The sequence below is a fragment of the Tenacibaculum sp. Mcav3-52 genome (assembly GCF_022347665.1).
Classification (GTDB): Bacteria; Bacteroidota; Bacteroidia; order Flavobacteriales; family Flavobacteriaceae; genus Polaribacter; species Polaribacter mesophilus.
Map to the genome: position 1 here is coordinate 1,157,816 of NZ_JAKRGE010000001.1, position 26,856 is coordinate 1,184,671.

The 26,856-nt window shown below is 32.1% G+C and carries 19 protein-coding genes and 1 tRNA gene; 8 read left to right on the plus strand and 12 right to left on the minus strand.

Going from position 1 to position 26,856, the window contains the following annotated elements:
* The first annotated feature begins 58 nt into the window (after window positions 1-58).
* From murG to MHM83_RS05360, 7 genes are all read left to right on the plus strand, one after another.
* A complete protein-coding gene (murG, locus tag MHM83_RS05330; protein WP_073184274.1) occupies window positions 59-1,150 on the plus strand; it encodes an undecaprenyldiphospho-muramoylpentapeptide beta-N-acetylglucosaminyltransferase in 1,092 nt (363 codons plus the stop codon).
* Complete coding sequence (murC, locus tag MHM83_RS05335) at window positions 1,150-2,496, plus strand: UDP-N-acetylmuramate--L-alanine ligase (protein ID WP_073184277.1); 1,347 nt, start codon at window positions 1,150-1,152, stop codon at window positions 2,494-2,496. The genes murG and murC overlap by 1 nt, the downstream gene beginning before the upstream one ends.
* 1 nt (window position 2,497) lies before the next feature.
* Window positions 2,498-3,238, plus strand: a complete 741-nt coding sequence (locus tag MHM83_RS05340) for a cell division protein FtsQ/DivIB (RefSeq protein ID WP_047790371.1) — start codon at window positions 2,498-2,500, stop codon at window positions 3,236-3,238.
* The gene (gene ftsA / locus MHM83_RS05345) at window positions 3,225-4,565 is read left to right on the plus strand and encodes a cell division protein FtsA (protein ID WP_047790372.1); all 1,341 of its coding nucleotides are present in this window, start codon (window positions 3,225-3,227) and stop codon (window positions 4,563-4,565) included. Before MHM83_RS05340 ends, ftsA begins: the two co-directional genes overlap by 14 nt.
* An 84-nt stretch (window positions 4,566-4,649) precedes the next feature.
* Window positions 4,650-6,512: a cell division protein FtsZ gene (gene ftsZ / locus MHM83_RS05350; RefSeq protein ID WP_047790373.1), complete on the plus strand. Its 1,863-nt coding sequence runs from the start codon at window positions 4,650-4,652 to the stop codon at window positions 6,510-6,512.
* A 69-nt stretch (window positions 6,513-6,581) separates the two neighbouring features.
* A complete protein-coding gene (locus MHM83_RS05355; RefSeq protein WP_073184279.1) occupies window positions 6,582-7,028 on the plus strand; it encodes a GatB/YqeY domain-containing protein in 447 nt (148 codons plus the stop codon).
* A 13-nt stretch (window positions 7,029-7,041) separates the two neighbouring features.
* Window positions 7,042-7,115: transfer RNA gene (locus tag MHM83_RS05360), tRNA-Arg, on the plus strand.
* Window positions 7,116-7,209: 94 nt separating this feature from the next.
* Here MHM83_RS05360 and MHM83_RS05365 read toward each other — a convergent pair.
* The 9 genes from MHM83_RS05365 to MHM83_RS05405 form a co-directional block, all read right to left on the minus strand.
* Complete coding sequence (locus MHM83_RS05365) at window positions 7,210-8,694, minus strand: SusD/RagB family nutrient-binding outer membrane lipoprotein (RefSeq protein ID WP_239178698.1); 1,485 nt, start codon at window positions 8,692-8,694, stop codon at window positions 7,210-7,212.
* Between the two features lie 5 nt (window positions 8,695-8,699).
* Window positions 8,700-11,894, minus strand: coding sequence for a SusC/RagA family TonB-linked outer membrane protein (locus MHM83_RS05370; RefSeq protein ID WP_239178700.1), 3,195 nt, complete (start codon window positions 11,892-11,894; stop codon window positions 8,700-8,702).
* A gap of 439 nt (window positions 11,895-12,333) precedes the next feature.
* Window positions 12,334-13,446, minus strand: a complete 1,113-nt coding sequence (locus MHM83_RS05375; protein WP_159494749.1) for a DUF4932 domain-containing protein — start codon at window positions 13,444-13,446, stop codon at window positions 12,334-12,336.
* Window positions 13,447-13,726: 280 nt separating this feature from the next.
* The gene (locus tag MHM83_RS05380) at window positions 13,727-15,724 is read right to left on the minus strand and encodes a cadherin domain-containing protein (RefSeq protein ID WP_239178702.1); all 1,998 of its coding nucleotides are present in this window, start codon (window positions 15,722-15,724) and stop codon (window positions 13,727-13,729) included.
* 174 nt (window positions 15,725-15,898) lie between these two features.
* On the minus strand, window positions 15,899-16,354 hold the full coding sequence (locus MHM83_RS05385; protein ID WP_239178704.1) for a hypothetical protein: 456 nt from the start codon (window positions 16,352-16,354) through the stop codon (window positions 15,899-15,901).
* A 1-nt stretch (window position 16,355) separates the two neighbouring features.
* The gene (locus MHM83_RS05390; RefSeq protein ID WP_239178706.1) at window positions 16,356-17,363 is read right to left on the minus strand and encodes a hypothetical protein; all 1,008 of its coding nucleotides are present in this window, start codon (window positions 17,361-17,363) and stop codon (window positions 16,356-16,358) included.
* Window positions 17,364-17,366: 3 nt separating this feature from the next.
* Window positions 17,367-18,200: a hypothetical protein gene (locus tag MHM83_RS05395; protein ID WP_239178708.1), complete on the minus strand. Its 834-nt coding sequence runs from the start codon at window positions 18,198-18,200 to the stop codon at window positions 17,367-17,369.
* A gap of 128 nt (window positions 18,201-18,328) precedes the next feature.
* Window positions 18,329-21,286 (minus strand): sensor histidine kinase, encoded by a 2,958-nt coding sequence (locus MHM83_RS05400; protein ID WP_239178710.1) that lies wholly within the window; start codon window positions 21,284-21,286, stop codon window positions 18,329-18,331.
* Window positions 21,270-22,013 (minus strand): LytR/AlgR family response regulator transcription factor, encoded by a 744-nt coding sequence (locus tag MHM83_RS05405; protein ID WP_053056758.1) that lies wholly within the window; start codon window positions 22,011-22,013, stop codon window positions 21,270-21,272. The genes MHM83_RS05400 and MHM83_RS05405 overlap by 17 nt, the downstream gene beginning before the upstream one ends.
* Window positions 22,014-22,148: 135 nt before the next feature.
* On the opposite strand from MHM83_RS05405, the gene MHM83_RS16230 reads away from it, so the two are divergent.
* Complete coding sequence (locus MHM83_RS16230) at window positions 22,149-22,226, plus strand: hypothetical protein (RefSeq protein ID WP_156167118.1); 78 nt, start codon at window positions 22,149-22,151, stop codon at window positions 22,224-22,226.
* An 18-nt stretch (window positions 22,227-22,244) separates the two neighbouring features.
* On the opposite strand, the gene MHM83_RS05410 is transcribed toward MHM83_RS16230, so the two are convergent.
* The 3 genes from MHM83_RS05410 to MHM83_RS05420 all read right to left on the minus strand — a co-directional run bounded on the left by MHM83_RS05410 (window position 22,245) and on the right by MHM83_RS05420 (window position 26,778).
* Window positions 22,245-22,433 (minus strand): YgaP family membrane protein, encoded by a 189-nt coding sequence (locus MHM83_RS05410; protein WP_167712384.1) that lies wholly within the window; start codon window positions 22,431-22,433, stop codon window positions 22,245-22,247.
* Window position 22,434: 1 nt separating this feature from the next.
* Window positions 22,435-25,641, minus strand: coding sequence for an efflux RND transporter permease subunit (locus tag MHM83_RS05415; RefSeq protein WP_239178712.1), 3,207 nt, complete (start codon window positions 25,639-25,641; stop codon window positions 22,435-22,437).
* 63 nt (window positions 25,642-25,704) lie between these two features.
* A complete protein-coding gene (locus tag MHM83_RS05420) occupies window positions 25,705-26,778 on the minus strand; it encodes an efflux RND transporter periplasmic adaptor subunit (RefSeq protein WP_239178714.1) in 1,074 nt (357 codons plus the stop codon).
* Window positions 26,779-26,856 lie beyond the last annotated feature (78 nt).

Genomic DNA, 26,856 nt, shown 5'->3' on the forward strand with positions numbered 1-26,856 from the left:
TATGGGTAGGAACTATTATGAGCGTTACATACAACACTGTTAACATAAAAAAGACTGTATGAAACAATCGATTAATATCATAATAAGTGGTGGAGGTACAGGAGGTCATATTTATCCTGCAATAGCAATTGCTAACGAAGTAAAAGTTCGTTATCCAGAAGCTAACATTTTGTTCGTAGGAGCAAAAGATAAAATGGAAATGGAAAAAGTTCCACAAGCAGGATATGAAATCAAAGGATTGTGGATTTCAGGAATCCAAAGAAAACTAACTTTAAAGAACTTAGTGTTTCCTTTTAAACTCTTAAGTAGTTTATGGAAAGCATATAGAATTATACGAAAATTTAAACCAGATGTTGCTGTGGGTACTGGAGGCTTTGCAAGTGGACCAACGTTAATGATTGCTAATAGAAGAGGGATACCGACCTTAATTCAAGAACAAAACTCGTACCCAGGAATAACAAATAGATTGTTAGGAAAAAAAGCGCAGAAAATATGTGTTGCATATGATAATTTAGAACGCTTTTTCTCTGAAGATAAAATAATAAAAACGGGAAATCCAGTTCGTCAAGATTTACTATTTATTCATACGAAAATAGAAGAAGGAAAAGAGTTTTTTGAATTAGATACATCAAAAAAGACAATTTTAATATTAGGAGGAAGTCTTGGTGCTCGTAAAATAAATCAGTTGGTAGAAGAAAATTTAGACTTCTTCAAAAAACAAGGAGTTCAATTGATATGGCAATGTGGTAAGCTGTATTATGAAGAATATAAAAAGTATGATGAATTAGAAAATGTTCAAGTGCATCAGTTTTTGAATAGAATGGATTTAGCCTATGCAGCTGCAGATTTCATCGTGTCGAGAGCAGGAGCAAGTTCAGTATCGGAATTATGTATAGTAGGGAAGCCAACTATTTTTATTCCATCACCAAATGTGGCAGAAGATCATCAAACAAAAAATGCAAAATCTATTGCCGACAAACATGGGGCTCTAGTAGTTAAAGAGAGTGAATTAGATACTTTTCCTGTCGTATTAGAAACTTTATTAAAAGACAAAGGGAAACAAGAAAGTTTAAGTGAAAACATTAACGAGTTAGCGTTGCCAAATGCAACAAGTAATATCGTTAACGAAATAGAAAAATTAATTAGTTAGTGAATTTAAAAACGATACATAACGTTTATTTTATTGGTATTGGCGGAATAGGAATGAGTGCCTTAGCTCGCTATTTCTCTGTCAATGGAAAATTAGTTGCAGGCTACGATAAAACACCAACACCTATCACTAAAGGTTTAGAAGAAATAGAAATTGAAGTAAGTTTTGAAGATGAAGTAAAGAATATTCCAATTTCATTTTTATATAAAGAAAAAACATTGGTGGTATATACACCAGCAGTTCCTAAAAATCACTTACAATTAAATTATTTTAAAGACAACGGATATACCGTCTTGAAAAGAGCAGAAGTGTTGGGAGAAATTACAAAGAATACTTTTTGTTTGGCTGTAGCAGGAACGCATGGAAAAACAACAACTTCTTCAATTTTAGGACACATTATGCAACCAGAGAAAGCAACTTCGTTTTTAGGAGGTATTGCAGAAAACTATGATTCTAATTTAATTTTAGGAGAAGATAGGATCTCTGTTGTTGAAGCCGATGAATTTGACCGTTCGTTTTTAAAATTATCACCCAATATTGCTTGTGTAACCTCTATGGATGCTGATCATTTAGATATCTATGGAGAAAACGAATTCTTACAACAATCATTTAGAGATTTTGCAAGCAAAGTTTCTGATACTTTAATTGTCGCAAAAGGGTTGCCTTTAAAAGGTTTAACATATGCTGTTAATGAAGAAGCAGATTACAAAGCTTATAATGTAAAAATAGAAGAAGGTAAATATGTTTTTGATGTAAAAACACCAACATCGGAAATTAAAAATGTAGCATTTCATTTACCAGGAAATCATAACATGATGAATGCTTTAGCAGCATTAGCTATTGCAGATGTGTATGGAGTGTCTTTAGAGAAAGTTAAAAAGCAATTAGGAAGTTTTAAAGGAGTACAACGTAGGTTTTCGTATAAGATAAAAACAGAAGATGTTGTGCTAATTGACGATTATGCGCATCATCCTACTGAAATAAAAGCAGTAGCGCAATCTGTTAGAGAAATGTATCCCAAAGAAAAGGTATTAGCTGTATTTCAACCACACTTGTTTAGTAGAACAAGGGATTTTGCAGATGATTTTGCTAAAGCATTATCGTTGTTTGATGAAGTGTTGTTATTAGATATTTATCCAGCAAGAGAATTACCGATAAAAGGAGTTACCTCAAGTTGGTTATTAGAGAAAATAACCATTGAAGCTAAAAAACTAATCTCTAAAGAAAAATTAAGTGACGAAATTATAAAGTCAGAGTCAAAAATTATAGTAATGTTGGGAGCAGGGGATATTGGTTTATTAGTTAATAAGGTAAAAAACAAATTAGAAGAAAAATATAAAAAATAGAATGAAAAAATTAGCAACATTTTTATCTTTTTTCTTGCTGCTGATGTTTTTGATGTTTTTGTATGGTTTTACAACTAATAGAAATGGATCAAAAAAAGTAAAAAGCACGGTAGTAGAGTTTGCTGCTGGAGATAATAACTTTTTGACACACAGTATGGTTGATAAAATGTTAATACAAAATGATGAATTTGTTAAAAACCAACCAAAAAGATTGGTAGATTTACATTTTCTAGAAACTAATGTTTCGGCGAACCCGTATGTTGAAAAAATAGCTGTGTTTTTAACCATAGATGGGGTGTTAAAAACTACCATAAAACAACGAACACCGATAGCTAGAATTGTTGATAAATACAAATCTTTTTATGTTGATAAGTATGGGGTTAAAATTCCGTTATCTACAAATTTTTCAGCAAGAGTACCATTAGTTTTAGGAGTGAGGGAGCCAGAAGAAATCAAAGAATTAACAACGTTAATAAAAACCATAAATAGTAGTAGTTTTTTTGCTAAAGAAATTATTGCTATAGAAAGAGACGCCCAAAGCGAATATACATTTACAGTTCGTAGTGGTGACTATAAGATAATTTTTGGAGAGTTAATAGATGCCTCAATAAAGTTTAAAAAGCTAACAGCATTTTATAACAAAGCATTTACAGACAAAACCATTAATAATTACAAAGCTATAAATGTAAAATACCACAACCAAGTTGTGTGCACAAAACAAAATCAAGATGGAGAACAATAAAATAGCAGTTGGTTTAGATATTGGTACAACCAAGATTGTTGCCATGATTGGTCGTAAAAACGAATACGGTAAGCTTGAAGTTTTAGGTATTGGTAAAGCGAAAAGTTTAGGTGTAAAAAGAGGTGTAGTCAATAATATTACGCAAACAATTCAATCTATTCAGCAAGCAGCTGAAGAGGCAGAAAGTATTTCGGGATATAAAATAGAAAATGTTGTTGTAGGTATTGCTGGACAACATATACGTAGTTTACATCATAGCGACTATATAACTAGAGAAAAATCAGAAGAGGTAATTGACAGAACTGATATAGAAAATTTAGTGAGTCAGGTACACAAATTGGTTATGTTACCTGGTGAAGAAATTATTCATGTATTACCACAAGAATTCAAGGTAGATAGTCAGCCAGATATCAAAGAACCTATAGGAATGTATGGAGGAAGGTTAGAAGCTAATTTCCATGTTGTAGTAGGTCAAGTATCTTCCATTCGAAATGTAGGAAGGTGTATTAAAAGTGCAGGTTTAACTCTCTCAGATATTACACTTGAACCACTAGCCTCAGCTTCGGCAGTGCTTAGTCAAGAAGAAAAAGAAGCTGGAGTAGCACTAATTGATATAGGTGGCGGAACTACAGATTTAGCAATATTTAAAGATGGAATTATTCGTCATACAGCAGTTATTCCCTTTGGAGGTAATGTTATTACAGAAGATATTAAAGAAGGTTGTTCAATAATTGAAAAACAGGCAGAATTATTAAAAATAAAGTTTGGTTCAGCATGGCCCGGAGAAAACAAAGAAACAGAAATTGTTTCGATTCCAGGGTTAAGAGGAAGAGAACCTAAAGAAATTACACTTAAAAATTTATCAAAAATAATTCACGCAAGAGTTCAAGAAATAATTGAACACGTATATCTAGAAATTAAGAACTACGGACACGAAACTCAAAAAGGAAAATTAATTGCAGGTATTGTATTAACAGGAGGTGGAGCTCAATTAAAACATTTACGTCAGTTGGTAGAATATATTACTGGAATGGACGTTCGTATTGGATATCCTAATGAACATTTAGCTGGAGATTCTGATGAAGTATTATCGAGTCCAGCATTTGCAACAGCTGTAGGATTGTTAATGGAAGGTTTACAAAAAGAAGCAGAAGAAAAAGTAGTTATTGAAGAAACACCAGAGGTGTTAGTAGAAGAAACTATTGAGGAAGAAAAAGAAATTATAGAAGAAGTTCAAGAAGAGAAGGAACATAAAGCGAAAAAACCTAAATCTTTTTTTGATAAGTTCACAGAACGATTCAAAGAATTTTTAGATAACGCAGAGTAATTAGTATATATAAGAATACTCCTAATTAATCCCCTAAAAAGGAGTGTAAAATTGAATAAGAATTAATAAAAAAGAAAAGTTATTATGAGCGCAGAATTTGATAACATTTCATTCGACATGCCAAAAACACAATCGAATGCCATTAAAGTAATTGGTGTTGGTGGGGGAGGAAGCAATGCTGTAAACCACATGTATAGTAAACAAATTCACGGAGTAGATTTTGTAATTTGTAATACAGATGCACAAGCATTAGAAAACAGTCCTATACCTAATAAGGTTCAATTAGGAGCACACTTAACTTCTGGTTTAGGTGCAGGTGCTAATCCAGAAATTGGAGCACAAGCAGCGGCTGAAAGTATACAGGAAATTCAACAAATGTTGAGTACACATACCAAAATGGTGTTTATCACCGCAGGTATGGGAGGAGGTACGGGTACAGGAGCAGCTCCTATTATAGCAAAAATAGCTAAAGATATGGATATTTTAACGGTAGGAATCGTTACGATGCCATTTCAATTTGAAGGACGAATGCGCTCAAAACAAGCTCAAAAAGGAATTGATGATTTACGTGATAATGTAGATTCATTAATTGTTATCAATAATAATAAACTGCGCGAAGTTTATGGTAACTTAGGTTTTAAAGCAGGTTTTTCTAAGGCAGATGAAGTATTAGCAACAGCAGCCAAGGGTATAGCAGAGGTAATTACCCATCATTATAAGCAAAACATCGATTTACACGATGCTAAAACAGTACTATCAAACAGTGGTACAGCAATTATGGGATCTGCAAAAGAAACAGGAGCAAACAGAGCTAAAAATGCTATTGTAAAAGCATTAGACTCTCCTTTGTTGAACGATAATAAAATTACAGGAGCTAAAAATGTATTACTATTAATCGTTTCGGGAGGAAATGAAGTTACGCTAGATGAAATAGGAGAAATTAATGATTATATTCAGGATGAAGCAGGTTATGACGCCAATATTATTATGGGTATTGGAGAAGATGAATCATTAGAAGACGGAATAGCTGTAACCGTTGTAGCTACGGGTTTTGCTGCTGATCAGCAAGGGAATATAACCAATACTGAGGTGAAAAAAATAGTTCATACTTTAGAAGATGAACAAAAGGCAACTTATAATTTTGGAGATCAACAAGTACAAACTTCTACACCAATTAATGAGCCTATAAAAAACAAGCCATCAAATAAAGTTATTCATGTTTTAGAGGAAGAAAAAGTTGAACCAAGAGCTGAAATTATTCCAACAACACAAGCAATAAAAAATATAGATGTTACATACGATGAAATTGAAATAGAAACAGTTTCTGAAGACGATTTCATTATTACTAATATAGCCGAACCTAAAGTAGAAGAAAGAGAAGTAAAAGAGCAATCAACACAACAAGACTTGTTGTTTGATTTACCATTAAATTCTTATGAAGAAATAAAACCAGCATCTCATCTAGTTGAAACGTCTAACGAGATTAAAAATATCGAAGTAGAAGCTGAAGAAGTAAAGTATCATAAGGTTGAAAAGCGCTATGTATTAGATGACTTCAGTGCACAACCAACAATTGGTAAAAGCTCTACTCCGATAATTAAAGACCAAGTAGAAGAGGAGTTACAATTTGAGGTAAAATCTCAAACACAAGAAAAAATTAATAATATAAACACTACAAGTGAAGAAGTTTCTCCATTAGATTTAACAATTTCTGAATTGCAGAAAAGAGCTAAGGAAAGAAGAGAGAAAATGAAGGGTTTTAATTATAAATTTAATGATCAGGTTAGTAAAAATATAGATGAAATAGAACGTCAACCAGCATATAAAAGATTAGGAGTTGATATTGAAGCAGGATCAGATATTAGTAAATCAGATACAGCATTGAATACAGATAATAACGATTTATTACGTTCTAATAATTCGTTTTTACACGATAATGTAGATTAATAAAAGAATAACACTTATTTTTAAAATCCCGATTTATCGGGATTTTTTAATACTTTAAAACATAAAAATATGAGTTTGCAAAAGCAGGTAATGGATAAAATGAAAGAAGCTATGAAGTCTAAAGACACGGTAGCTTTAACGGCTTTAAGAGCATTAAAGTCAGCTTTTATGCTAGCAAATACCGAAGCGGGAGCAGGAGAGCTTACAGAAGCAGAAGAATTAAAAATTATTCAAAAGCAGGTAAAACAACGTAAAGATAGTGCTACTGTGTTTACAGAACAAGGACGTAATGACTTGGCTGAACCTGAATTAGCTGAAGCGGCTATTTTAGAACAATTTTTACCTGAAGCTTTAAGTGAAGAAGAAATTGGAAATATTGTAGAGAAAACTATTGCAGATGTTGGTGCTGAAGGAATGAAAGATATGGGAAAAGTAATGGGAATTGTATCGAAGCAATTAGCAGGACAAGCAGATGGGAAAACAATTTCAGCAATTGTAAAAGCTAAATTGGCATAACAATTATTTTATAGACTCAGTAGTTCAACTGGATAGAACATCAGATTTCGGCTCTGAGGGTTGGGGGTTCGAGTCCTCTCTGGGTCACTAAAAATAGAAAAGAGATTGTTATAGTAACAATCTCTTTTTGATAAAAACAATCTTTTTATGAGAACAAAGTTTAGTTTTTACCTACTATGTTTTAATACTTATCCCAAAATATTTTAGTAGTCATTAAATCTCCTCCTATTTTTGCTGAAGCAGTCTCATAATTCGTTTTGTTAAGTGTTGCTTCTAAATGAGAATAGATATTCCTAACAGGTACTTTGCCATCTGCTTCAGATACAGCATTATCAGGAGCTTTTATGTTTGGAAAGTCCAGTCTACGATATTCAGTCCAAGCTTCAAAGCCTCTATTGTAATAAGATATCCATAATTGATACGCGATTTTTTCTTTTGTGGTACCAGACGCAGTATTAAAAGAAACATCAGGTCTATTTAAGTAGTTTTGCTTATCTAAAGAACTTACATTCCAATAGTCCATGCTAGCTTCAATTCCTTGCATATAATAGGTGGCACTTGTTCCTCCAACATCAAAACCTCTATTAGCAGCATCAGCTAATAAAAATGATGTTTCAGCAAAATCAAACAAAACACCAGGCAAAGAAGGATCTCTAAATATTTCAATATTTGTATTAGATGTATTTTGATACCCACCTCCACTGGGACCTATTGCGTATGGATAACCAACATATTCTCCATTTATTTTTGAATTAGAATTAAAAAAAATATCTCTTCTAGGGTCTTTTTTTGAATTTAACTCATCTACTAAAAACTTTGTTGGAACATAATGATTTTCAGTTGTAAGAGCTAGAAAAATAGGATTCCTTTGACCAGAGACAGAATAATATTGTAATAGTGCATTTTCAGAATTATTAGATATTACTCCAGATTTAAAGGCGCTTTCAATTAAATCTTTAGCATCAGAGTTAAGTTCAGGTATATCTGCTAAATGAAGTCCTAACTTTAGCTTAATACTGTTAGCTAGTTTTTTCCATAGATTAACATTTCCTCCATAAATTAAATCTCCAGAAGAAAAACTAGATTCATTCGTGTTTAGCTGATTAATGGCTTTATTAAGACGATCTGCTAAGCTTAAATAAATTTCTTGAGCATCATCGTATTTAGGTTTTGGATATTTTACAAAATCTAAAGCTTCAGTATATGGTACATCACCATATAAATCAACAAGTGTTTGAAAAACGGCAATCATTTGTATTTCTACAATAGCAATTTTGTTTTGCTTTTCAGCTTCTTTGTTAGATGTTACATTTTGTGATATTATTATCTCTTTTGCGTTTTTAAAATCAGTTAAAACATCTCTATAAAGTAGATTCCAGAAACCTGTACCAATATTTCTTTTTGTTTGATTATATCTGTCTTCATCAACAAATTCGGTATTAGTCCAATACTGAACATATTTTCTGAAATTATTAGAGTTAGGGTTTGTATTTGTTAAGAAATACATGTAGCTCACTTGAGATTGCGTCATAAGAGCTTCAGGTAATACAGTTTCATACCCTTTAGTGTCAGTATTTAGGTTTTCAATATCATTACAAGAAGAAAATAATAAAGTTATTCCTAATCCTAATATTACAGTTCTTTTTATTTTATCGACTATTTTCATATCTATTAAAATTGAGCTTTTATGTTAAAACTATATTCTTTAGTAGTAGGTAATACACCTGTTTGGAAACCTTGTAGGTTACCAGAAGAAGCACCAGCTTCAGGGTCTGCATATGGTAAATTTTTATGTATTATCCATAAGTTGCTACCACTTGCTGTAAAAGAAAGGCTATTGAGAAAAGTGTTTTTTAAAAATTTCTTAGGAAGATTGTAACTAAAAGAAACTTCTCTTAATTTAACAAAAGAAGCATCATATACATACCCCTCATCTGGGGTATTTGCACCTAAATCATAATCAACAGGAACAATTTTGGTATTTCTAGTGCCATCTGAAAGCACTCCATCTAATATAATTCCTCCACTATTTTCATCGTTTGTAACAGAGTTTCTTTTAGGGTTTCCTAAGTGATTATTTCCAACACTACTTTGGTAAATACCAGTTTGTGCTCCGTATTTTTGATCTAAAGACCATACATCTCCTCCTTTTTTAACGTCTATTAAAAAACTAAAAGAAAAATCTTTGTATTTGAACTTATTGTTTATACCACCAATCCAATCAGGATTTATGTCGCCTATGATTTTACTGTTTTCAATATCGTAGTAGCCGTTTTCTTTTATAACTTTTTGATTGTTAATGTATTTGAATCCTGAGCTAACCATTTGTCCAACAGGTTTACCTACTTCTGCAACTAGAGACACTCCTTGAAATCTTCCAATTTCAAAACGACTATCATTTTCATTAAGGCTAATAACTTTATTTTTGTTGGTAGACCAATTAATTTGAGATTCCCATGTGAAATTATCTGTTTTTATAGGGGTAGCATTTAAGCTGACTTCAATACCCTTATTTTCGACATTACCAGCGTTAACCCATGCAGATGTACTTCCTGTAGCTCCCGTTACACCAACAGACATTATTTGATCTGTAGTGTTGGTTTTGTATAATGAAAAATCTAACCCCAATTTATTATTAAACATTTTTGTTTCTAGACCAATTTCATAACCTTTAGTTTTTTCGCTTCTTAAGTTTGGGTTTTTTCTGCTGTTTTCTGTGGAAAATTGTATAGCATCTCCAAAGTTTGAATATTTAATATACTGAGAGTTAAGTACAGCAAAAGGAGCATCGTTACCTGTTTCAGCATAATTAAGGCGCAGTTTTCCAAATGAAAGCCAGTTAGCTTTCAAGTGTTTGCTAAAGATATATGTAGCAGTTAGAGAAGGATAATTATAAACATTATTTTCTTTAGGTAAAGTAGAAGACTGATCAACTCTGTAGGTAGCTTCTAAAAAATAAGTATCATAAAAGCTCAAAGAAGCGTTTGTATAAATACTATTAGTACCAATTGATGATATAGACTCAGATAAAGGGTCTGGATTTTGAACAGAATTGTTTATAGCGTAGATGTTAGGTATAACTAAGCCGCCTTTTGTAATAGCGTAAGTATAATTGCTTTTTGTTCTTCTTACGTTTCCTCCTAATAATGCAGTGAAACTTATATTGTTGGTAATTTTTCCTTGAGCATTAAAAATTAAATCTAAGTTGAACTCCCTAAAGTTTTTATCAAATCTAGAGTATTGCCCTTTAAGTTCAGGTTGTCTTTTAGAGCCAACAGCTATTGTTTCTTCTTGAGTTTGATTATAAGAATCAATACCACCTCTTCCGGTAACACTTAACCAGTCTTTTATTTCAGTTGTTAAACTAAAATTACCGAAAAAGCGGTTTCTTCTTATACTTCCTATATTGTTCTTTCTTTGAAAATAAGGATTGTCATGAAATGCAACATTTAAATCGTAAGGTCCATATACACTCCAAGTTGTGTTTAGTTGTGTTTCTTTATAAGCTGTTTTTAAATCAGCAAAGTCAACACTAGAAGAGTACCATTGTCTTACACTACTGAGGTAATTGTTACCACCAGCACCATATCCAGTTTCATTAAGACCTCTACCATGGGTTTTATTGTAGTTAGCAGATGCAGTAACAGTAGTTTTATTACTTAGCTTATAGCTTCCTGATAAGTTAAAATTATCTCTTTTGTAACTACTGTTTGGTAATATTCCTTGATTTAAATCATATTTAGAATAACTAAAACGAAAACTTCCAACTTCATTATTACCAGAAATAGAAATATTATTGTTAAAAGTAATACTTTTTGTGTAAAAGCTATTGGCATCATTTTTAGGAGCCGTCCATGGTGTTGCTTTACCGTAGGTAGAAAGTTCAGGAAAAAAAGAGTTCCACCTGTATACTAATAAATTAGGGTCGTAAGCAGGCCCCCATGAAGCATCATCTGTAGGCTCATAAGGGTGAGAACCACTGCCTAAATCGATATTTCTTGAAGGGTCTGAAAAAGAATTCCACCAACCACTACCATATTCTTTTTGATATTTAGGTAAGGTTTTAAAATCTACAGCTCCAATTGTTACGCCACTATTAATTGTAATACCTAAACCCTTACTTTTTCCTCCTTTTTTAGTGGTAATTATAATAACACCGTTTGTAGCTCTTGAACCATATAAAGCAGAAGCAGCAGCTCCTTTTAATACATTCATAGTTTCAATATCATCAGGATTGATGTCAGCCACAGCATTACCAAAGTCATATCCTCCTGTGTTACCTCCGCTTTTTTGATCAGCAGTATTTGTGTTATCATTATTTAACGGGACTCCGTCAACTACCCAAAGAGCTTGGTTGTTACCAGTTAAAGATGTTGTTCCTCTTATAATTACATTGGTGGATCCTCCAATATTACCATTTCGTCTAATTTGTACTCCAGATATTTTACCAGAAATAGAATTAGCTATGTTTCCTGAATTTACCTTAGTTAGGTCGTTTCCTTTGATTTCCTGTGTAGCGTATCCTAAAGATTTTTTTTCTCTTTTTATACCTAAAGCTGTAACAACTACTTCATCTAAAACATTTTCGTTTGTAGACATAGTTAAACTTATCACGTTAGAGGATCCAACTGTTTTTTCAATAGTTGTCATTCCTACAAAACTAAATATTAAGATATCATTTTCTTTAGCCTTGATAGAGTAGTTACCATCAAAGTCTGTTTCTGTACCTTTTGTGGTACCCTTAATGAGTATACTTACCCCTGGAAGCCCCCCGGATTCATCTGAAACTACCCCAGATACTGTTTTTTCTTGAGCAATTACAATTGATGTAACAAGAAAGAACAGTAGTAATAATTTTGTTTTCATATTTTTAAAAAAATTAAGTTTATTTTGTAAATAAATAAAAAACAAATTGTTATTATTATTGTTTTGTTAATATAGTATTGTTATTAGTTATAATAGTTTAAGTTTTGTTCTTTTTAATTGTTTTTTACCTTAAGATGTTGTTTTTCAGAATCTATTACTGTTTTGGAGTTTTTTAATCTTGTTTTATTTAATAAATAGTATAGAGGTTACTATTTTGATTTATTCTAATTATAGAAGTTAATAAGAATGTAGGTAGGTTTATTAATTTAGTATAAGGAATCAATACTAGTTAAATGTTCTCTTAAAATATTTTCCTTAATTTCTACTGAATTTTTAATTGTATAATAATTATTATGATATAATAAATTAGTTGTAGCGTTATGGAGAGTAATAAGTATTTCTTTGTTGAATAATTTTAACTGTTTTTTATTTTTAGGGTTTATATTTTTTGTTTGCTTATTTCAGAAGCTGTTTTATTGAAAAAAAATATTAACTCTGTCATAAAACTCTCTAATGTTGGATATCTATCTCTATTATTATCATATCTTTCTAGTTCTTTGACCAGCTCATGAGTCCATAAAAAACCGCTATTTAATTGCTCATTCAATTCGTTTTCGATTGTTTTTTTATCATAATTATGGTCCTTCATATATTTAATAACAGTCGCTCTAACCAACGCTTCATCATACATAGTTTTCCAATTACCATATGCTTGTTTATTCATTTTATCTTTTACTTTATCAAAGATGATTGTCCCGCTTTCTTGTAGTTCAGAGCGGTGCTTTTCTATAATATGATTTACAAATGAGTGATTGAATTCATGTAAAATAGTTGGAAAATAATCGTTCACTTCATATTTAGGCATACCTAAGTTATCAACACTCCACGTTCCCATTATAGCATAGATCACCTCATTTCCATTCGGATAAATTATTTTTGGACCATAGCTCGCTCCTCCATTTCCCAAGGCATTTATAATTTTAAATTCTCCTTTTGGGTCTTCTCCATAAAATTTTTGATACCATTCTAGGTCTAAATTTTGATAAACTTTTTTAAATCTATTTGATGCAGCTTTGTAGAGTTCTTTATTGTTATTAAAAAAAGTTTCACAGTCGGCATCAATATAAAATTCATTTAACAGTTTTAAAAACTGTGTAGAGCTTTCTTTACTCCATGGTCTTTCTAGTGATTTATTTGAAAAAGGCACTATCATAGCTTTTATATTTTGAGGTTCAGTTATATGTATAGCCATACTCATAACTGAACTAAAACCAATTCCTTTTTCGTGTAATTCACTTTTTACATACTTAATTAAATCGTGACTTTTAAATTTCTCAAAATGATTTTGAATGCTTTCAACATACTTAGGAAAAAGATTTTGACTATATTCATGGCTGTCTGCAAGCCTAAAAACAATGCTTAATAACTCTATACGTTTATCTACTTTTGGTTCTTTTAGTATTGTTTCTTTTTGTTCGCTTACTTTTTTTTTCTCTTGAGAACAAGCACTTAAAGTGATTAAAATCAAGAATATTCCTATTATTTGTTTCATTTTTTGTTTCAATATCTAATCTTAATGAGTTATTGTTTTGCTTTTGAGGGATACTACCCTCGGCAATACTTTTTTATGAAAATGCTTAGAACTGGCCAAAACTAGACTATAATACACATAACATGCCCATCAGTATATGGGCATGTTTTCTTATTTGGTTTATATTGATAATTTTGTTCTAACAGCCCTTTTAAAAACTGGTCGCTATTTTAGATGTTTTAGAAAAACCAAGGTTGTATAACCCCGGTTTTAATGAACACAACTTTTACAAAATATATCTTTACTCCTCTATCCTACGCAGCGAATGCCAGTTGGTTATAATAACAGAAGTAGCGGGAGCATCTGAATCACTTATAATTCCGTACGGAAAGTTTAATTGTGCAGTATTCCCACTTCCATCCGTATTTCCACGACCATTACCACCGGCAACGGTAACCAGTTCTAACCGTGAGGTTCCAAACCCGCCACCACCGCTGGTAACGACGGATGTCACTTTTCGGATAGCATGGTTGCCTCTGTCAGCAATATACAAATCCGTTATGCCAGAACCACCTATCGTTATTTGCTGGGGGCTATTTAATTTTCCTGTATTGACAGCTCCGTCTTGAAACCCAAAGCTATTTGGATCACCAGCATGTAAACGTACCGTTACACCTCCATTAATTGTTCGGATTACATGATTACCATTATCACTAACATAGAATGTTCCTCTAGTATCTACTGTAATATCTACAGGATTATTAAATCGTGCCTCGGCTATTCGGTCGCCATTTACATAACCAGCATTGCCAGGGCTGCCTGCATAAGTGGTGACGACCGCGCTTGGTGTAATTCTTCTAATGGTATGGTTGCCAGAATCGGCCACATAGATATCACTGCCCGAAAAGCACAGCCCACTTGGATTGGAAAAAGAGGCAGCCGTACCTGTGGCATCCACATTGCCAAAATTGCCAGATCCTGCAAATGTAGTTACCTCTCCTGCTGGGGTAATTTTTCTAATGACATTGTTCCCTGTGTCCGCTACATAAACCGTTCCATGGCTATCAACAATAATATCTCTGGGGGCATTGAACATAGCAGCCGAACCATTGCCGTCTGCAAAGCCTTGGGTAGAACCAGCAAAGGTTGTTACTTCTAGCGTATTTCTGTTTATTCTTCTAATCCTATGGTTCATTTCATCTGCCACATAATACAACCCTCCATGTTCTGCAATACCTCCTGGTGAATTAAAAAGGGCATTAATACCGTCCCTATCGCCAGAGCTACCACTGGTAGATCCTGAGAAAGTACTTACAGTGGCACTGCTTCCGTTTTCATCTACATCGGTTACTTTTATTGTAAATGTTTCTTCGGTAAATAAGGCTTTATCATCTGTAACTCTTACGGTAATGGTATGAGAAGTATTTGTTTCGTAATCTAATGATTTACCTGTTTTTAATGTGATTTTTCCCTGATTGTCAATTTCAAAAAGTTGATCAGGGTCTGAGGTAATACTGTAATTAATAACATCATTTTCAGGATCAACAGCAACTATTTCAGCAATAATATCATCATCATTTATATTTTCTGCCACGTCATTAACAAAGGAGCTGTCGGTAATAGCTGGAGCCTCATTTACATCTGTAATATTTATAGTGATTGTTGCTGTACTGGTATAAACTCCATCACTAACAGTTATCTTTAGTTCATGTTTGTTCTTAGATTCAAAATCAAGAGACTTTCCCGTAGCCAACTGTAGCTTTCCTTCATTTGTAGAGGTGAATGTAAAAAGACTATTGTCATCAAGAGTAAAAGTGATTGTGTCATTATTAGGGTCTGAGGCAATTACAGTTGCTAAGGTAGCCCCTGTAGTCGCATCTTCTGAAACCTCAAAACTTTGATCGTTAATTTTTGGGGCTTCATTTTCAACTACATCGGTGACATTGATGGTCATAGTGGCAGAAGCTTTGTCTTTACCATCACTTACTTCAACCGTAATTTCGTGTTTGGTTTGGGTTTCATAGTCTAAACTTTTGTTAGCAGCAATGCTTAGTTCTCCAGAAACATTAACAGCAAATAAGTTGTTGTCATTTTTAGTAATTTTAAATGTTAAGTCGTCTTTATTAACATCGGTAGCAGCAATAATACCTATTTTGGTGTTAGCTGATTTATCTTCAGCTACGGCGAAGCTTTGTGCTTTAATTACAGGAGGTGTATTTTGTGGTTCATCGTCTTTACTACAAGAAATAAGCTGAATAGCAATAAAGCTTAGTAATATCCCTTTTTTAAATAATTTCATTTTGATCTTTTTTTAATTAATAGTACAAGAGTACTTTTATATGTAGATATTTTAAAAAAACAGTTTACGAAGAGTAAATTGAGTTTGTAAATTGAAAATGTAAATTCAAGATAAACCATGAACCCCCTAAAAATCAATTGATTTTTAGGGGGCATGTTTTATGAAAGACGATTACTAATTTGATATTCGTACAATAAATTCTTTAATTTTTTTTTGAGACATTGCTTTTACTTTTGTGTAATTTTTACTATAAAAATTACTGTATGCAAAGTTAGTCCAATCTGCATCTTGCTTATTGGCTGCCATTACCATAACAAAACTTTCTTTATCATATGAAATTAAAAAAAGACCAATATTATTATAAAAAACTGGCCTGTTCAGCTCTTTACTTTCTGCTTCTTGATATTTGTAAATTGCAGGGATACATTTTTTACAAGCAGCTACGGCTACTGTTTTTGTAGTACCTAATAAGCTATATTGAAAAAACTTAGTTTTGGTTTGCTTATTTCCAACAGTTCTTTCTCCTTCAAGTAAATGATAAAGACCATTAATATTTTTAGTAGGTACTTCATTTTGAGTATAGACTGTAATAGGGAATATAAATACGAGAATATAGTTGAAAAATTTCATGTTATTTTACGATTACTGACCTTTCGCAGCCAGAATTAGCATTGTACAATTGTAAACCCGAACCACCACTATTTGGATTAAATTTATAAGAATAACTGTAAGAACAATTAAATTTAGAAGAGCTATTGGCTCTTATAGTGGTTGAGTTTTTACTACCCGCTTTAAAAACATAAATATCTTTACCAGTTCGGTTTATAAAAGTTACGGTTGTTAAAGCATTTCCCTCATCCATAGCTTTCATACGAGCTTGATGCTCTTTCAATTTTTTGTATTCAGGAGTGGCTCTGATAGAGTCATTGTAACGTTTTATTTCATCAGCATCCATTTTTTTTGCTTTTTTAATAGCGCCTATTTTAGCTTTGTCTTTTGCTGTTAAAGGTATTGCTTGCTTTTTTTTCATAGCAACTACATAGTCGTTAAACTTTTTATCGAGGTTTAAAGATGTAAGATATTTGTAAGTAGGTGAAGAAGGTACTGATGAGTTTCTGGCTGATTTAATTTTAGCTTTCATTCTAGAAAGGAACCCTCCCTTTTTCTTTTTAGGAGTTTTAGCTGTAGCTTTTCTGTCTTTTACAAGCACATAAACCGAAGTTACATTTTCCATACTAGGGGCACTTCCGTCGTATATTTTTCTTAATTCAAATAGTAAATCATCAATTACCATATAACCTTTTTTTGTATAACCGTGTTTTATACTCATAGGATACACATAATTGTCTATGGTACCATAATCACTTAGTTCGGTTTCACGAAAAGCTCGTTTGTTTTCACTAATAAATCTAGCTTCAAAACCAACAGGAATGCCCGATGGGGTGCGCTCTAATTCAATTTTAACAGGCAGATAGTCTGTATTAAAATTATAAGTACCATCGCCTTTAGCTACTAAACCACCAAAACCTTGGTAGGTAGCTCCATCTCCATTGTTTTCTAGTGCTTCAAAAAGAGTTTGTTGTGCTTGTATTGTTATTGTTAACAAAGTTAATACACTTAGTAAGAATTTTTTTTTCATCTATTATTTTATTATATTGATTTTCTGATAAGGACTGTATCTTAATTCACCTGTTGTAAAACCTTTTAATCTTAAAAAGTAATTCCCTGTACTTGGAATATAGGTTGAAAAATTTGAAGTAATAAAAGAGTATGCCCAGGTGTTTCCTGATAAGAAACGAGTAGTAGCAACTTCTCCTAATTTATTTAAACTTAAATCATATATTTCCATACTTATGGTTAAGTTGTTAGCAATAGCAGAAGCTGCAGATGATCCAAAGTGAAAATCGAATTGCTGACGGGTACTTAAACCTAATTCGGTTAATACTGTTGAGGTTGAAGTTCTATTGCTTAGGAAAAAGAAGTGATATAAAAAATCATCTTCATCTCCATCAACCATAATATAAGGTCCGTTAGGTGAAGTAGGAGGTATGCTTATTTCTAATTCTGTGTTACTTTCTTTTTCTACAATAAAAGCTTTGTAAATGTCTGTTTTAGCTTTAAAATGTTCTTTTATAAAATTTAAGATACTAATATTTGCATTAGCATCATCAACTTTTGAAAACTCAAGAGGTAATGTATATTCTTGTTTTAATACATCTCCTTTAATTTTTATTTCATAATTGTAATCACTATTATATCCTTCAACCGAAACTTCTGGAACCCAAAAATTATTAATTACATCTCCTAAATCATAAATGAAATAGGTGTCTTTGAAGTTAGCAAACGTTTTTGTGAAATAGGCTTTTGTGATACTTTTGTTTTTAGGAGTATCAACTACATTGTCATCATTATTTCCACATGATATTAATTGTAGTCCAATCATTAAAATAAATAATCTTTCTTTTAAACTTTTCATTTTTACTATTTTTTAGTATTAGATATGCAATAGTAGTTGTAAAGGATTATTTTGTAAGAAAATGTTTTGTGAACAGCAAAAAGAGTTTATGAATAGTTTTTTACAAGCAGGTAAAAAGCGATGTTAATTTAGAATAGATACTTAAAAGGCATGGTTACAATTACTCTTGTGCCATTAGGATTGTTGTTTTTATAAATATCTTCAATAACAAAACCTATTTTAGTAACATATTGTTTTTGAAAAATTTCTAAACGTTTTTTTATGGAGTTCAACGCAAAAGATTCATGACGATTTCCTTGGCGGAGATTAATTTCTTTACTTTTCTTTCTTCCAATACCGTTATCAGTAATAATACATTGTAAGGTATTTTCTGATAGATTGAAGGTGATGTCTAGTTTTTTTTCTCCTTCTTTATGTAGTAAACCATGTACTAAAGCATTTTCAATAAAAGGTTGAATTAATAAAGAAGGAACTTCTAATTCTTCATGAGAATCGTAGGTAATGGTGTAGTTAAAGTCATCACCAAAACGAAGTTTTTCTAGTTGGAGATATACATTTAAAAATTCTAACTCTTTTTCTATAGGAATAAAATCTTGATTTGTATAGTTTAAGGTGCTTCGTATAAGTTTAGCAAATAATACAATACAGTCGTAGGAAGCATCAGTGTCTTGTTGTAAAACTAAATCTTGAATAGAGTTTAACGCATTAAAAATAAAATGCGGATTCATTTGTGAACGCAAAGCAGTTAAATTAATAGCGATCAGTTCTTTTTCTAAAGATATTTTTTCAAGTTGGGCAATGCGCTCTTTTTCCTTTTTTAGCATTGCTTGTTTAAAGTATAAAATAGTAGCTCCTAAAATAATAGAAACAATAAATAAGATAAACCACAAGGTTCTCCAAAATGGTTTTTTAATAAAAAAGTGTAGCTCTTTTATTTCATAGTTAGTACTTGTACTATTTAAAAATGGGTGTACTTGAAAGGTGTATTCACCCGCGGGTAAACTATTGTATTTTATTGAGTTTTCACCAATAGCTGTAGTTAACCAAGCATCGTTATATCCTTTTAAACGATATTTATACGTTCCTTTTTGGTTAAACAAAAAACCATTAACATTAAAATTTATTCTTATTGCGTTTTGATTATACCTTAAGGTATAATTTGAAGTAATTAGGGTGTCTTTTTCATTAATTTCTACAGCACTAAAATATACTTTAGGATGTAATGTTTTAAAAGCATTGTTTTTATCAACGGAAAATAACCCTTTGTCAGATGAGAAATAGATTTTGTTACCAATTATTTCAATACCAGAAATATTGTATGATTTAATACCGTCTCGCTTGGTAAGTGTTTTGAATTTGTGGGTGAGGATATCGAGTTTTTGAATACTGTTTACACCTACAATCCATAGGTTATTTTGGTCAGCTTTAATTTTTTCAATAATATTTGAGGTTAAGCCATTTCGTGTGGTATAATGTCGAATTACTTTGCCATTTTTAATTCCCAAAAGGCCATTTTTAAATGTGGCAACCCAAATAATACCATTAGCGGTTTGGGTTATCGATTTACTATAGATGGGTTTTTTATTGTTTATAATTATTTGTTTGTTCCAAAGGCCATCATATACAGCTAATTCGTCAACAAAGGCAACATAAACTTGGTGTTTTATTTCGTCATAAAAAGAATCGTAAGTTCTTTTATTTGTTGAAATAAATTTTTCTTTACCGTTGTAATTAGCATTTTTTAATAAAACAACTTTGTTATGGTTGGTATATAGTAAATCGTTGTGAGCTAAGAATGAAAAACTTTTTGCAGCATCAAAAAATCTAGTTTTTTCAAGGGTTAAATTTTTATAATCTAAAATATAACTTCTAAACCCCTTACTAAGGTAAATTTTTTGCTGATTAGGGTTGTATTTTAGTTTAGATAATTTTCCTTCGTTAACAGGTAAATTAATAGTTTTAGAAGTATGGGAGTTGGTATTATAAAAAATAACATTTCCACGGTTACTCCCCATAACCAAGGTACTATCGTTTATTTTGTCTAATGTTTTTATATTTTCCTCTTTTAGAGGAATATTACAGGTTTCTATATGAATATTTGGAATAATATAAACACCATTATTTAAACTAGTAAGCCAATAATTATTGTCTTTATCTCTAATGATTTTGGTAATGTGTTTGTCTGTTAAAAATCTTTTTTTTAGTTGAAAAGCAGCGTTTTTGAAAGCAAAAACCCATACTCCTTGATTTGTTGCTATCCAAGTTTCATCGTTATGCTCAAAAATAGTATAGAGCTTTATTTTTTCAAGAGATTTTAGCCCTTTTACAGATTCTAATTTTTTTTGAGAGAAGTTTAATTTATAAAAGCTGTTTTTTTTGTTTCTTATTTGGGAGTATATGTAAGTTGAGCTCGTTTTAAAGATAATAGACTTTCCCAAACTTATAGCGTTACCTTTTTTTCCTTTATAAGGAAGATTGGTTTCTATTAGTGAAGTTATACTGTTGTCTTTGTTTATTGAAATAATAGAATCGATGGCTCCTGAATAAATCGTATTGTTAAAAGAAAACGGAGTTCCAAAACCTTTTTTAGTAGTGTGTTGTTGTATTATTTGTTTAGTTTTTAAATCTATTTTGTAGATCGTTTTTACAGTAAAAACCCATAAAAAATCATTTTGTATTACAAAATCACCCAGTTCACCATTTAAATAATCACTTAAGTCTTTAAATAAATGTAGCTCATCGTTTTGGATATAGAAAAACTGACCAGAAATATTATTGCACCAAATTCGTCCTAAGTTATCTTCTTGAGTATTAAATACAGAAGCTCCTCGTTGTAAAGGATTACTATAGTTTTTAAAGGTTTTACCATCGTATCTATACAATCCTTTGTTTGCACATAGCCATATAAAACCTTTACGATCTTCATGAATGTTATAGAATTCATTATCGGGAAGTTTATTTTTTTCAGATAATTGTATAAATACAGGATCTTGTGCTTTTGTTGCTATTGAAGTACAAAGAATAAGTAATAAAAGAAAATACTTTATTAAAAGAAATGATGGTTTATGACTAAATACTACTTTCAAAGCTACTTATTCTTGATCTAGAAATTTTAGCAGTAATAGCTCCATTATCTAGAGTGAGGTTTAAAGTTGTTTTGTTTAAAAACTCAATGTAAGTTAAATTAACAATCCACGCTCTATGAGAACGGAAGAAAGAAGGCTCTTCAGACAGTGTGTTTTCGAAAAATTTTAAATTTTTACTAGCGATAATAGTTGTTTTATTCACAACGTGTATTTTACTATAAGCTCCGTCAGCTTCAATAGCAACAATGTCTGTTAAATTAAGAATATGTCTATTCCCTAATTCAGGGATAACAATTTTTTTATAGTTTTTATCTTTTATAGTTTCAAGAAGTGCTTGATAGTCAACTAGCGAAGCTTCTTGATGTAGTTTATGTTCTAGTTTTTTAAGAGCTATATCTAGTTTATTTCTGTCAATAGGTTTTACTAAATAATCAATAGCATTTAACTCAAAAGCTTTAATAGCATAGTGATCATATGCAGTAACAAAGATAATTTCAAATGATATAACATCAAAAAACCTTGCGATTTCATAGCCCGCATAATTAGGCATCTGTACATCTAAAAACACCACATTGGGTTGTAGTTCTTTTATTTTTTGAACACCAGACTCTAAGTTATTACAAGAATCGAGAACAGTAATATTGATAGATGCTCTCTCTAGTAAGTTAGATAAAACATTTCTAGCACTTTGTTCATCATCAATAAGGATTGCTCTAATTTCATCCATAAAAACAAATATAGGGATAGTACGTTATATAATTATCAGTATTTTACGAAAGAAAAAATGGGTTTATGAGAAAGAATTAAATAGTAGGAAGAAGGTTTGTTACTAAACTATAAATAGAAATGTGTTGCTGTAATTATGGAGCATTTTTTTGAAGCTCCAGCAGATTTACAGCAACAATTCCCAAAATTGTATAAGAAAATCAACTTATGTTGAATTATTCTATAGAATAAATTAATCTTTTACTTTAAAAACCTTGGTTAAAATATCATCTAGTAAACACCATTTGGTTAATGATGATTGTAATAAGTTGGCTCCTACAAACGCAGTGAACCATAACCAATTACTATTTACTTTAATTGCTAGGATTAAACTACTAAGTATAAAAGTTCCAGCAATACCACGTACAATTCTATTTTTCATGTTATTTATAATTTTTACGTTCAATTAAATAATATACCAAAGGCACTACCAACAAGGTAAGTACTGTAGCTGTAATGGTTCCTCCCATTAAAGAGATAGCTAACCCTTGAAAAATAGGGTCGAATAAGATTACAAATGCGCCAATAACTACCGTACCTGCTGTTAATAGGATAGGAGTGGTACGTACTGCACCAGCTTCAATCACAGCTTGCTTTAGCGGAACTCCTTCTGCCAAACGTAAGTTGACAAAGTCAATAAGTAAGACGGAGTTTCGTACCATAATTCCTGCGAGGGCAATCATTCCAATAAATGAAGTTGCAGTAAAGTAAGCACCCATCATCCAGTGTCCTAAAATAATTCCTACCATTGATAAGGGAATGGCAACCATCATTACAATTGGAGCTTTAAAGTTTTGAAACCATCCTACAATTAACATATAAATAATGATGATAACTCCTAAAAAGGCAATACCTAAATCTCTAAACACTTCTAAGGTAATTTGCCATTCACCATCCCATTTTACGGTATAATCATCTTCAAAATCGGGTTGTTTAATGTATAATTCGTTTAATTCATATCCCTTCGGAAGTGGAATTTCTTTCAACTTTTCTTCCATTCCTAAAATAGCATAGGCAGGACTTTCTAGCTCACCAGCCATATCAGCCATAACATATACTACACGTTTTTGATTCTTTCTGTAAATACTTTTTGCACTGTTTTTTTCTTCCACAGAAACTAAATCACTTATAGAAACTAGGTTGCCGTGTTTCGATTTAATTTGCAATTGAGCAATGTCTTGCACAGAAGATTTTTCTTTTTCATCCAGAGCAAATACAATTCCTACTTGATTAGAAGCATCTTCATCATATAAAGTTGAAACCGCTCTGTTAGATAGTGCCATGTTTAAAGTGTAAGCAATTTGTTGAGGAGCTACGCCATATAACATTGCTTTTTCTTTGTCAATTACAAACTCATATTCAGTTTGATTGTCTTCTACCATCCAATCGATATCTACTACATCGGTTGTATTGTGCAAGATATTTTGAACTTCGTTGGCAATTTCAATTTGCTTTTCATAATCTGGACCGTACACTTCTGCAACAATAGTTGATAATACAGGTGGTCCTGGTGGAACTTCCACTAATTTTACATTTGCTTTGAACTTTTTAGCGATGTTTTGAATGTCAGTACGCATCGATTTTGCAATACCATGACTTTGCATATTTCTATCTTTCTTATCAACTAAGTTTACTTGAATATCCGCCATATTGCTACCGCCACGTAAATCGTAATGACGAACCAATCCGTTAAAGGTAATTGGAGCAGAGGTACCTACATAACTTTGGTAGTTTACCACTTCTGATCGTGTAGCTAGGTATTGTGCAATTTCTTTGGTTACGGCATCGGTACGCTCTAACGTGGTGCCTTCAGGCATATCAATCACTACTTGGAATTCGTTCTTGTTATCAAAAGGCAACATTTTTACGGCGACTGATTTGGTAAAGAATAACGACATAGAACCTAGCAGTAGAGCAATAGTGATTCCTAAGAATGCCCAACGTTTGGTTTTATTTTCAATAAGCGGACGCTCGAAACGCTCATATAACTTGTAAATAAGCGTGCTTTGCATTGCTTTGGTTTCGTCTCCTTCAAAGGTTTCTTCAGTATCGTGCTTGTCTTTTTCACGTAAGAAGATGTATCCTAAATAGGGAGTAATCGTTAATGCAACAAATAATGATAAAATCATAGCGATAGAAGCTCCAATAGGCATCGGACTCATATAAGGCCCCATTAATCCAGAAACAAATGCCATTGGTAATACCGAAGCAATTACAGTAAAGGTTGCCAATATGGTTGGATTTCCAACTTCGTTAATAGCGTACAAGGCAGCTTGTTTAAACGGTAGTCGCTTCATTTTAAAATGCCTATGCATATTTTCGGCAATAATAATGGAATCATCTACCACAATACCCGTTACGAATACCAAGGCGAACAAGGTAATTCTGTTTAAGGTATAATCTAACATATAGTAACTTAATAAGGTAAGTGCAAAAGTGATTGGAACCGATAAGAATACCACTAGTCCACCACGCCAACCCATGGCTAACATTACTACCAAGGTTACTGCGATAATTGCACCAATTAAGTGTAATAATAATTCTGATACTTTTTGTGATGCTGTTTCACCATAGTTACGGGTAATTTCAACATGTACATCATTAGGAATTAAGTTGGTACGTAAATGATCAACCTTCGCTAAAATAACATCGGCAATTTTCATAGCATCCGCTCCTTTTCGTTTTGCTACCGAAATGGTTACTGCTGGGTATTCTGACTGATACGTTGAAGCATTACTACTTGCTTGTCCATAACCAAAACTTACATAGTTTTTAGGGATTTCTGGTCCGTCTAGTACATTCGCAACTTGTTTTAAATAAATCGGTTGATTTTGTTGTACGCCAACCACTAAGTTTTTTACATCTTCAGCAGACTGTAAAAACTTTCCTGTAGTCACTAAAAATTCTGTGTCGTTTTTATCATAACTTCCTGCACTTAGCTGCTGATTGCTGGCTTTTAACATTTCAGTAACCGATAGAAAGTCTAATCCACTTGCAGCTAATTTATCTTTGTCTACTACCACACGAACCTCACGATTTCTACCTCCAATTTTTTGAGTGATCGCTACATCATTTACCTTTTCAATTTCATTGGTAAGTTCTTGTGCTATTTGTTTTAATTGATAATCGTCGTAGTTTTCACTCCATAATGTCAACCCTAACATAGGTACATCATCAATCGCGCGTGTTTTTACCAAAGGCATGGTAACCCCTTTCGGCATTTGATCCATATGCTTGTTAATCTCATTGTATAGTTTTACGAACGAACGTTCAATGTCTTCGCCCACATAAAACTGAACAATGACCATTCCTTGTTCTTTCATCGAAGTAGAGTATACGTACTCTATTCCTTTGATGTTCGAAAGTATTTTTTCTAAGGGTTTGATAACTCTCGATTCTACTTCTGTAGGGCTCGCACCTGGATATCCTACAAAGATGTCAGCCATAGGCACATCAATCTGTGGTTCTTCTTCTCTCGGAATTAAAAAAGAGCTGTACACACCAATTACCATAAACACTACCATTAATAATATGGTAAGTTTAGAGCCTATAAACCCTTTGGCTATTTTTCCTGCTAAACCTTCTTTCATTTTATATAATTTGAAAATTTGTTGATTTGAAAATGGGGTGATTGGTTCATTTTCAAATTGATTTTATTGAATTGTAATGTTTGCTCCGTTGTAAAGTTTACCTTCAGAAGAAACGATATAGCTTTCATCGGCTGATAAACCTGATAATACTTCTACTTGATTTTCAAAGGTTCTTCCTAAGCGTAACCAACGTAACACAGCAGTATTACTTTGACTTACCGTATAAATTCCTGATAGTTGTCCTTTGTGTACCAAAGCTTCTGACGGAATTAAAACCATGTCAGTACTTTTTTGTGTTCTTTCAACAGGAAACTGAACTGTTGCAAACATTCCTGATAACAAGTTGAAACCCGTTTTATCTAAGTTGATTTTAACTAAGTATTGTCCACCCGTATTTTTTGCTGAGGTACTTACTTCTGATACGTTACCTGTAACTGTTTTGTTGATTGATTTAACAGTAACATTGACCCTTGCATCTTTTTTAATTTGAGAAATTTCACTTTCAGGTACTAACGCAGTTACTTCAAATCCGCCTTTACCTTCTACAGAAATTAAAGGCATTCCAGGATTCGCCATTGCACCTTTATCGATAAATTTGTTAGTTACCACTCCTGAAAATGGGGCTCTGATATTCGTGTAAGCAAACTGAGAATTGATTTCGTTTCTTAGCTGTTTAGCAGCTTCTAAATTCGCTTTGGCAACATTGTAATGAACAGTGATATCATCAAACTCTTTTTGAGAAGCGCTATTTTGTTCAAATAAGTTTTTAAAGCGATTGTAATCTTTTTCAGCGCTTGAAAATCCTGCTTGTGCTTTAATTACATTAGCTTCTACTTGTGCTTTTTTAGCTTGTAAATCGCTGTTATTGATTGATACTAATAATTGACCTTTATTTACCTTATCACCAACTTTTACATGTATGTTGGTTACATAACCCATCATACGAGTACTTAATTCAGCACTGTTGGTAGCTGCTACTTTTCCGCTTGCTGTTATAAACGGATTGTTATCATTAGCCGTTACTTTAGCAACTTTTACAGCTACTGTTGGTTTGTTGTTATTGTTTGTTGTTTCTTTTTTATCACAGCTTACTACTAAAAGTGATATGGCAAGGGCGATTGTATATATAGCTTTCATTTGTTCGTTTTTACTATTGATTATTTTTTAGTTTACTACCTCAAAGCAAACCTACGAGGTATCCAAAGGAAATTGATT

Excerpts from the sequence above, each read along its gene's own strand:
- murG (WP_073184274.1), top strand. The coding sequence starts at position 59 with ATGAAACAATCGATTAATATCATAATAAGTGGTGGAGGTACAGGAGGT.
- MHM83_RS05340 (WP_047790371.1), top strand. The coding sequence starts at position 2,498 with ATGAAAAAATTAGCAACATTTTTATCTTTTTTCTTGCTGCTGATGTTT.
- ftsA (WP_047790372.1), top strand. The coding sequence starts at position 3,225 with ATGGAGAACAATAAAATAGCAGTTGGTTTAGATATTGGTACAACCAAG.
- ftsZ (WP_047790373.1), top strand. The coding sequence starts at position 4,650 with ATGAGCGCAGAATTTGATAACATTTCATTCGACATGCCAAAAACACAA.
- MHM83_RS05355 (WP_073184279.1), top strand. The coding sequence starts at position 6,582 with ATGAGTTTGCAAAAGCAGGTAATGGATAAAATGAAAGAAGCTATGAAG.
- MHM83_RS05365 (WP_239178698.1), bottom strand. The coding sequence starts at position 8,694 with ATGAAAATAGTCGATAAAATAAAAAGAACTGTAATATTAGGATTAGGA.
- MHM83_RS05370 (WP_239178700.1), bottom strand. The coding sequence starts at position 11,894 with ATGAAAACAAAATTATTACTACTGTTCTTTCTTGTTACATCAATTGTA.
- MHM83_RS05375 (WP_159494749.1), bottom strand. The coding sequence starts at position 13,446 with ATGAAACAAATAATAGGAATATTCTTGATTTTAATCACTTTAAGTGCT.
- MHM83_RS05380 (WP_239178702.1), bottom strand. The coding sequence starts at position 15,724 with ATGAAATTATTTAAAAAAGGGATATTACTAAGCTTTATTGCTATTCAG.
- MHM83_RS05385 (WP_239178704.1), bottom strand. The coding sequence starts at position 16,354 with ATGAAATTTTTCAACTATATTCTCGTATTTATATTCCCTATTACAGTC.
- MHM83_RS05390 (WP_239178706.1), bottom strand. The coding sequence starts at position 17,363 with ATGAAAAAAAAATTCTTACTAAGTGTATTAACTTTGTTAACAATAACA.
- MHM83_RS05395 (WP_239178708.1), bottom strand. The coding sequence starts at position 18,200 with ATGAAAAGTTTAAAAGAAAGATTATTTATTTTAATGATTGGACTACAA.
- MHM83_RS05405 (WP_053056758.1), bottom strand. The coding sequence starts at position 22,013 with ATGGATGAAATTAGAGCAATCCTTATTGATGATGAACAAAGTGCTAGA.
- MHM83_RS16230 (WP_156167118.1), top strand. The coding sequence starts at position 22,149 with ATGGAGCATTTTTTTGAAGCTCCAGCAGATTTACAGCAACAATTCCCA.
- MHM83_RS05410 (WP_167712384.1), bottom strand. The coding sequence starts at position 22,433 with ATGAAAAATAGAATTGTACGTGGTATTGCTGGAACTTTTATACTTAGT.
- MHM83_RS05415 (WP_239178712.1), bottom strand. The coding sequence starts at position 25,641 with ATGAAAGAAGGTTTAGCAGGAAAAATAGCCAAAGGGTTTATAGGCTCT.
- MHM83_RS05420 (WP_239178714.1), bottom strand. The coding sequence starts at position 26,778 with ATGAAAGCTATATATACAATCGCCCTTGCCATATCACTTTTAGTAGTA.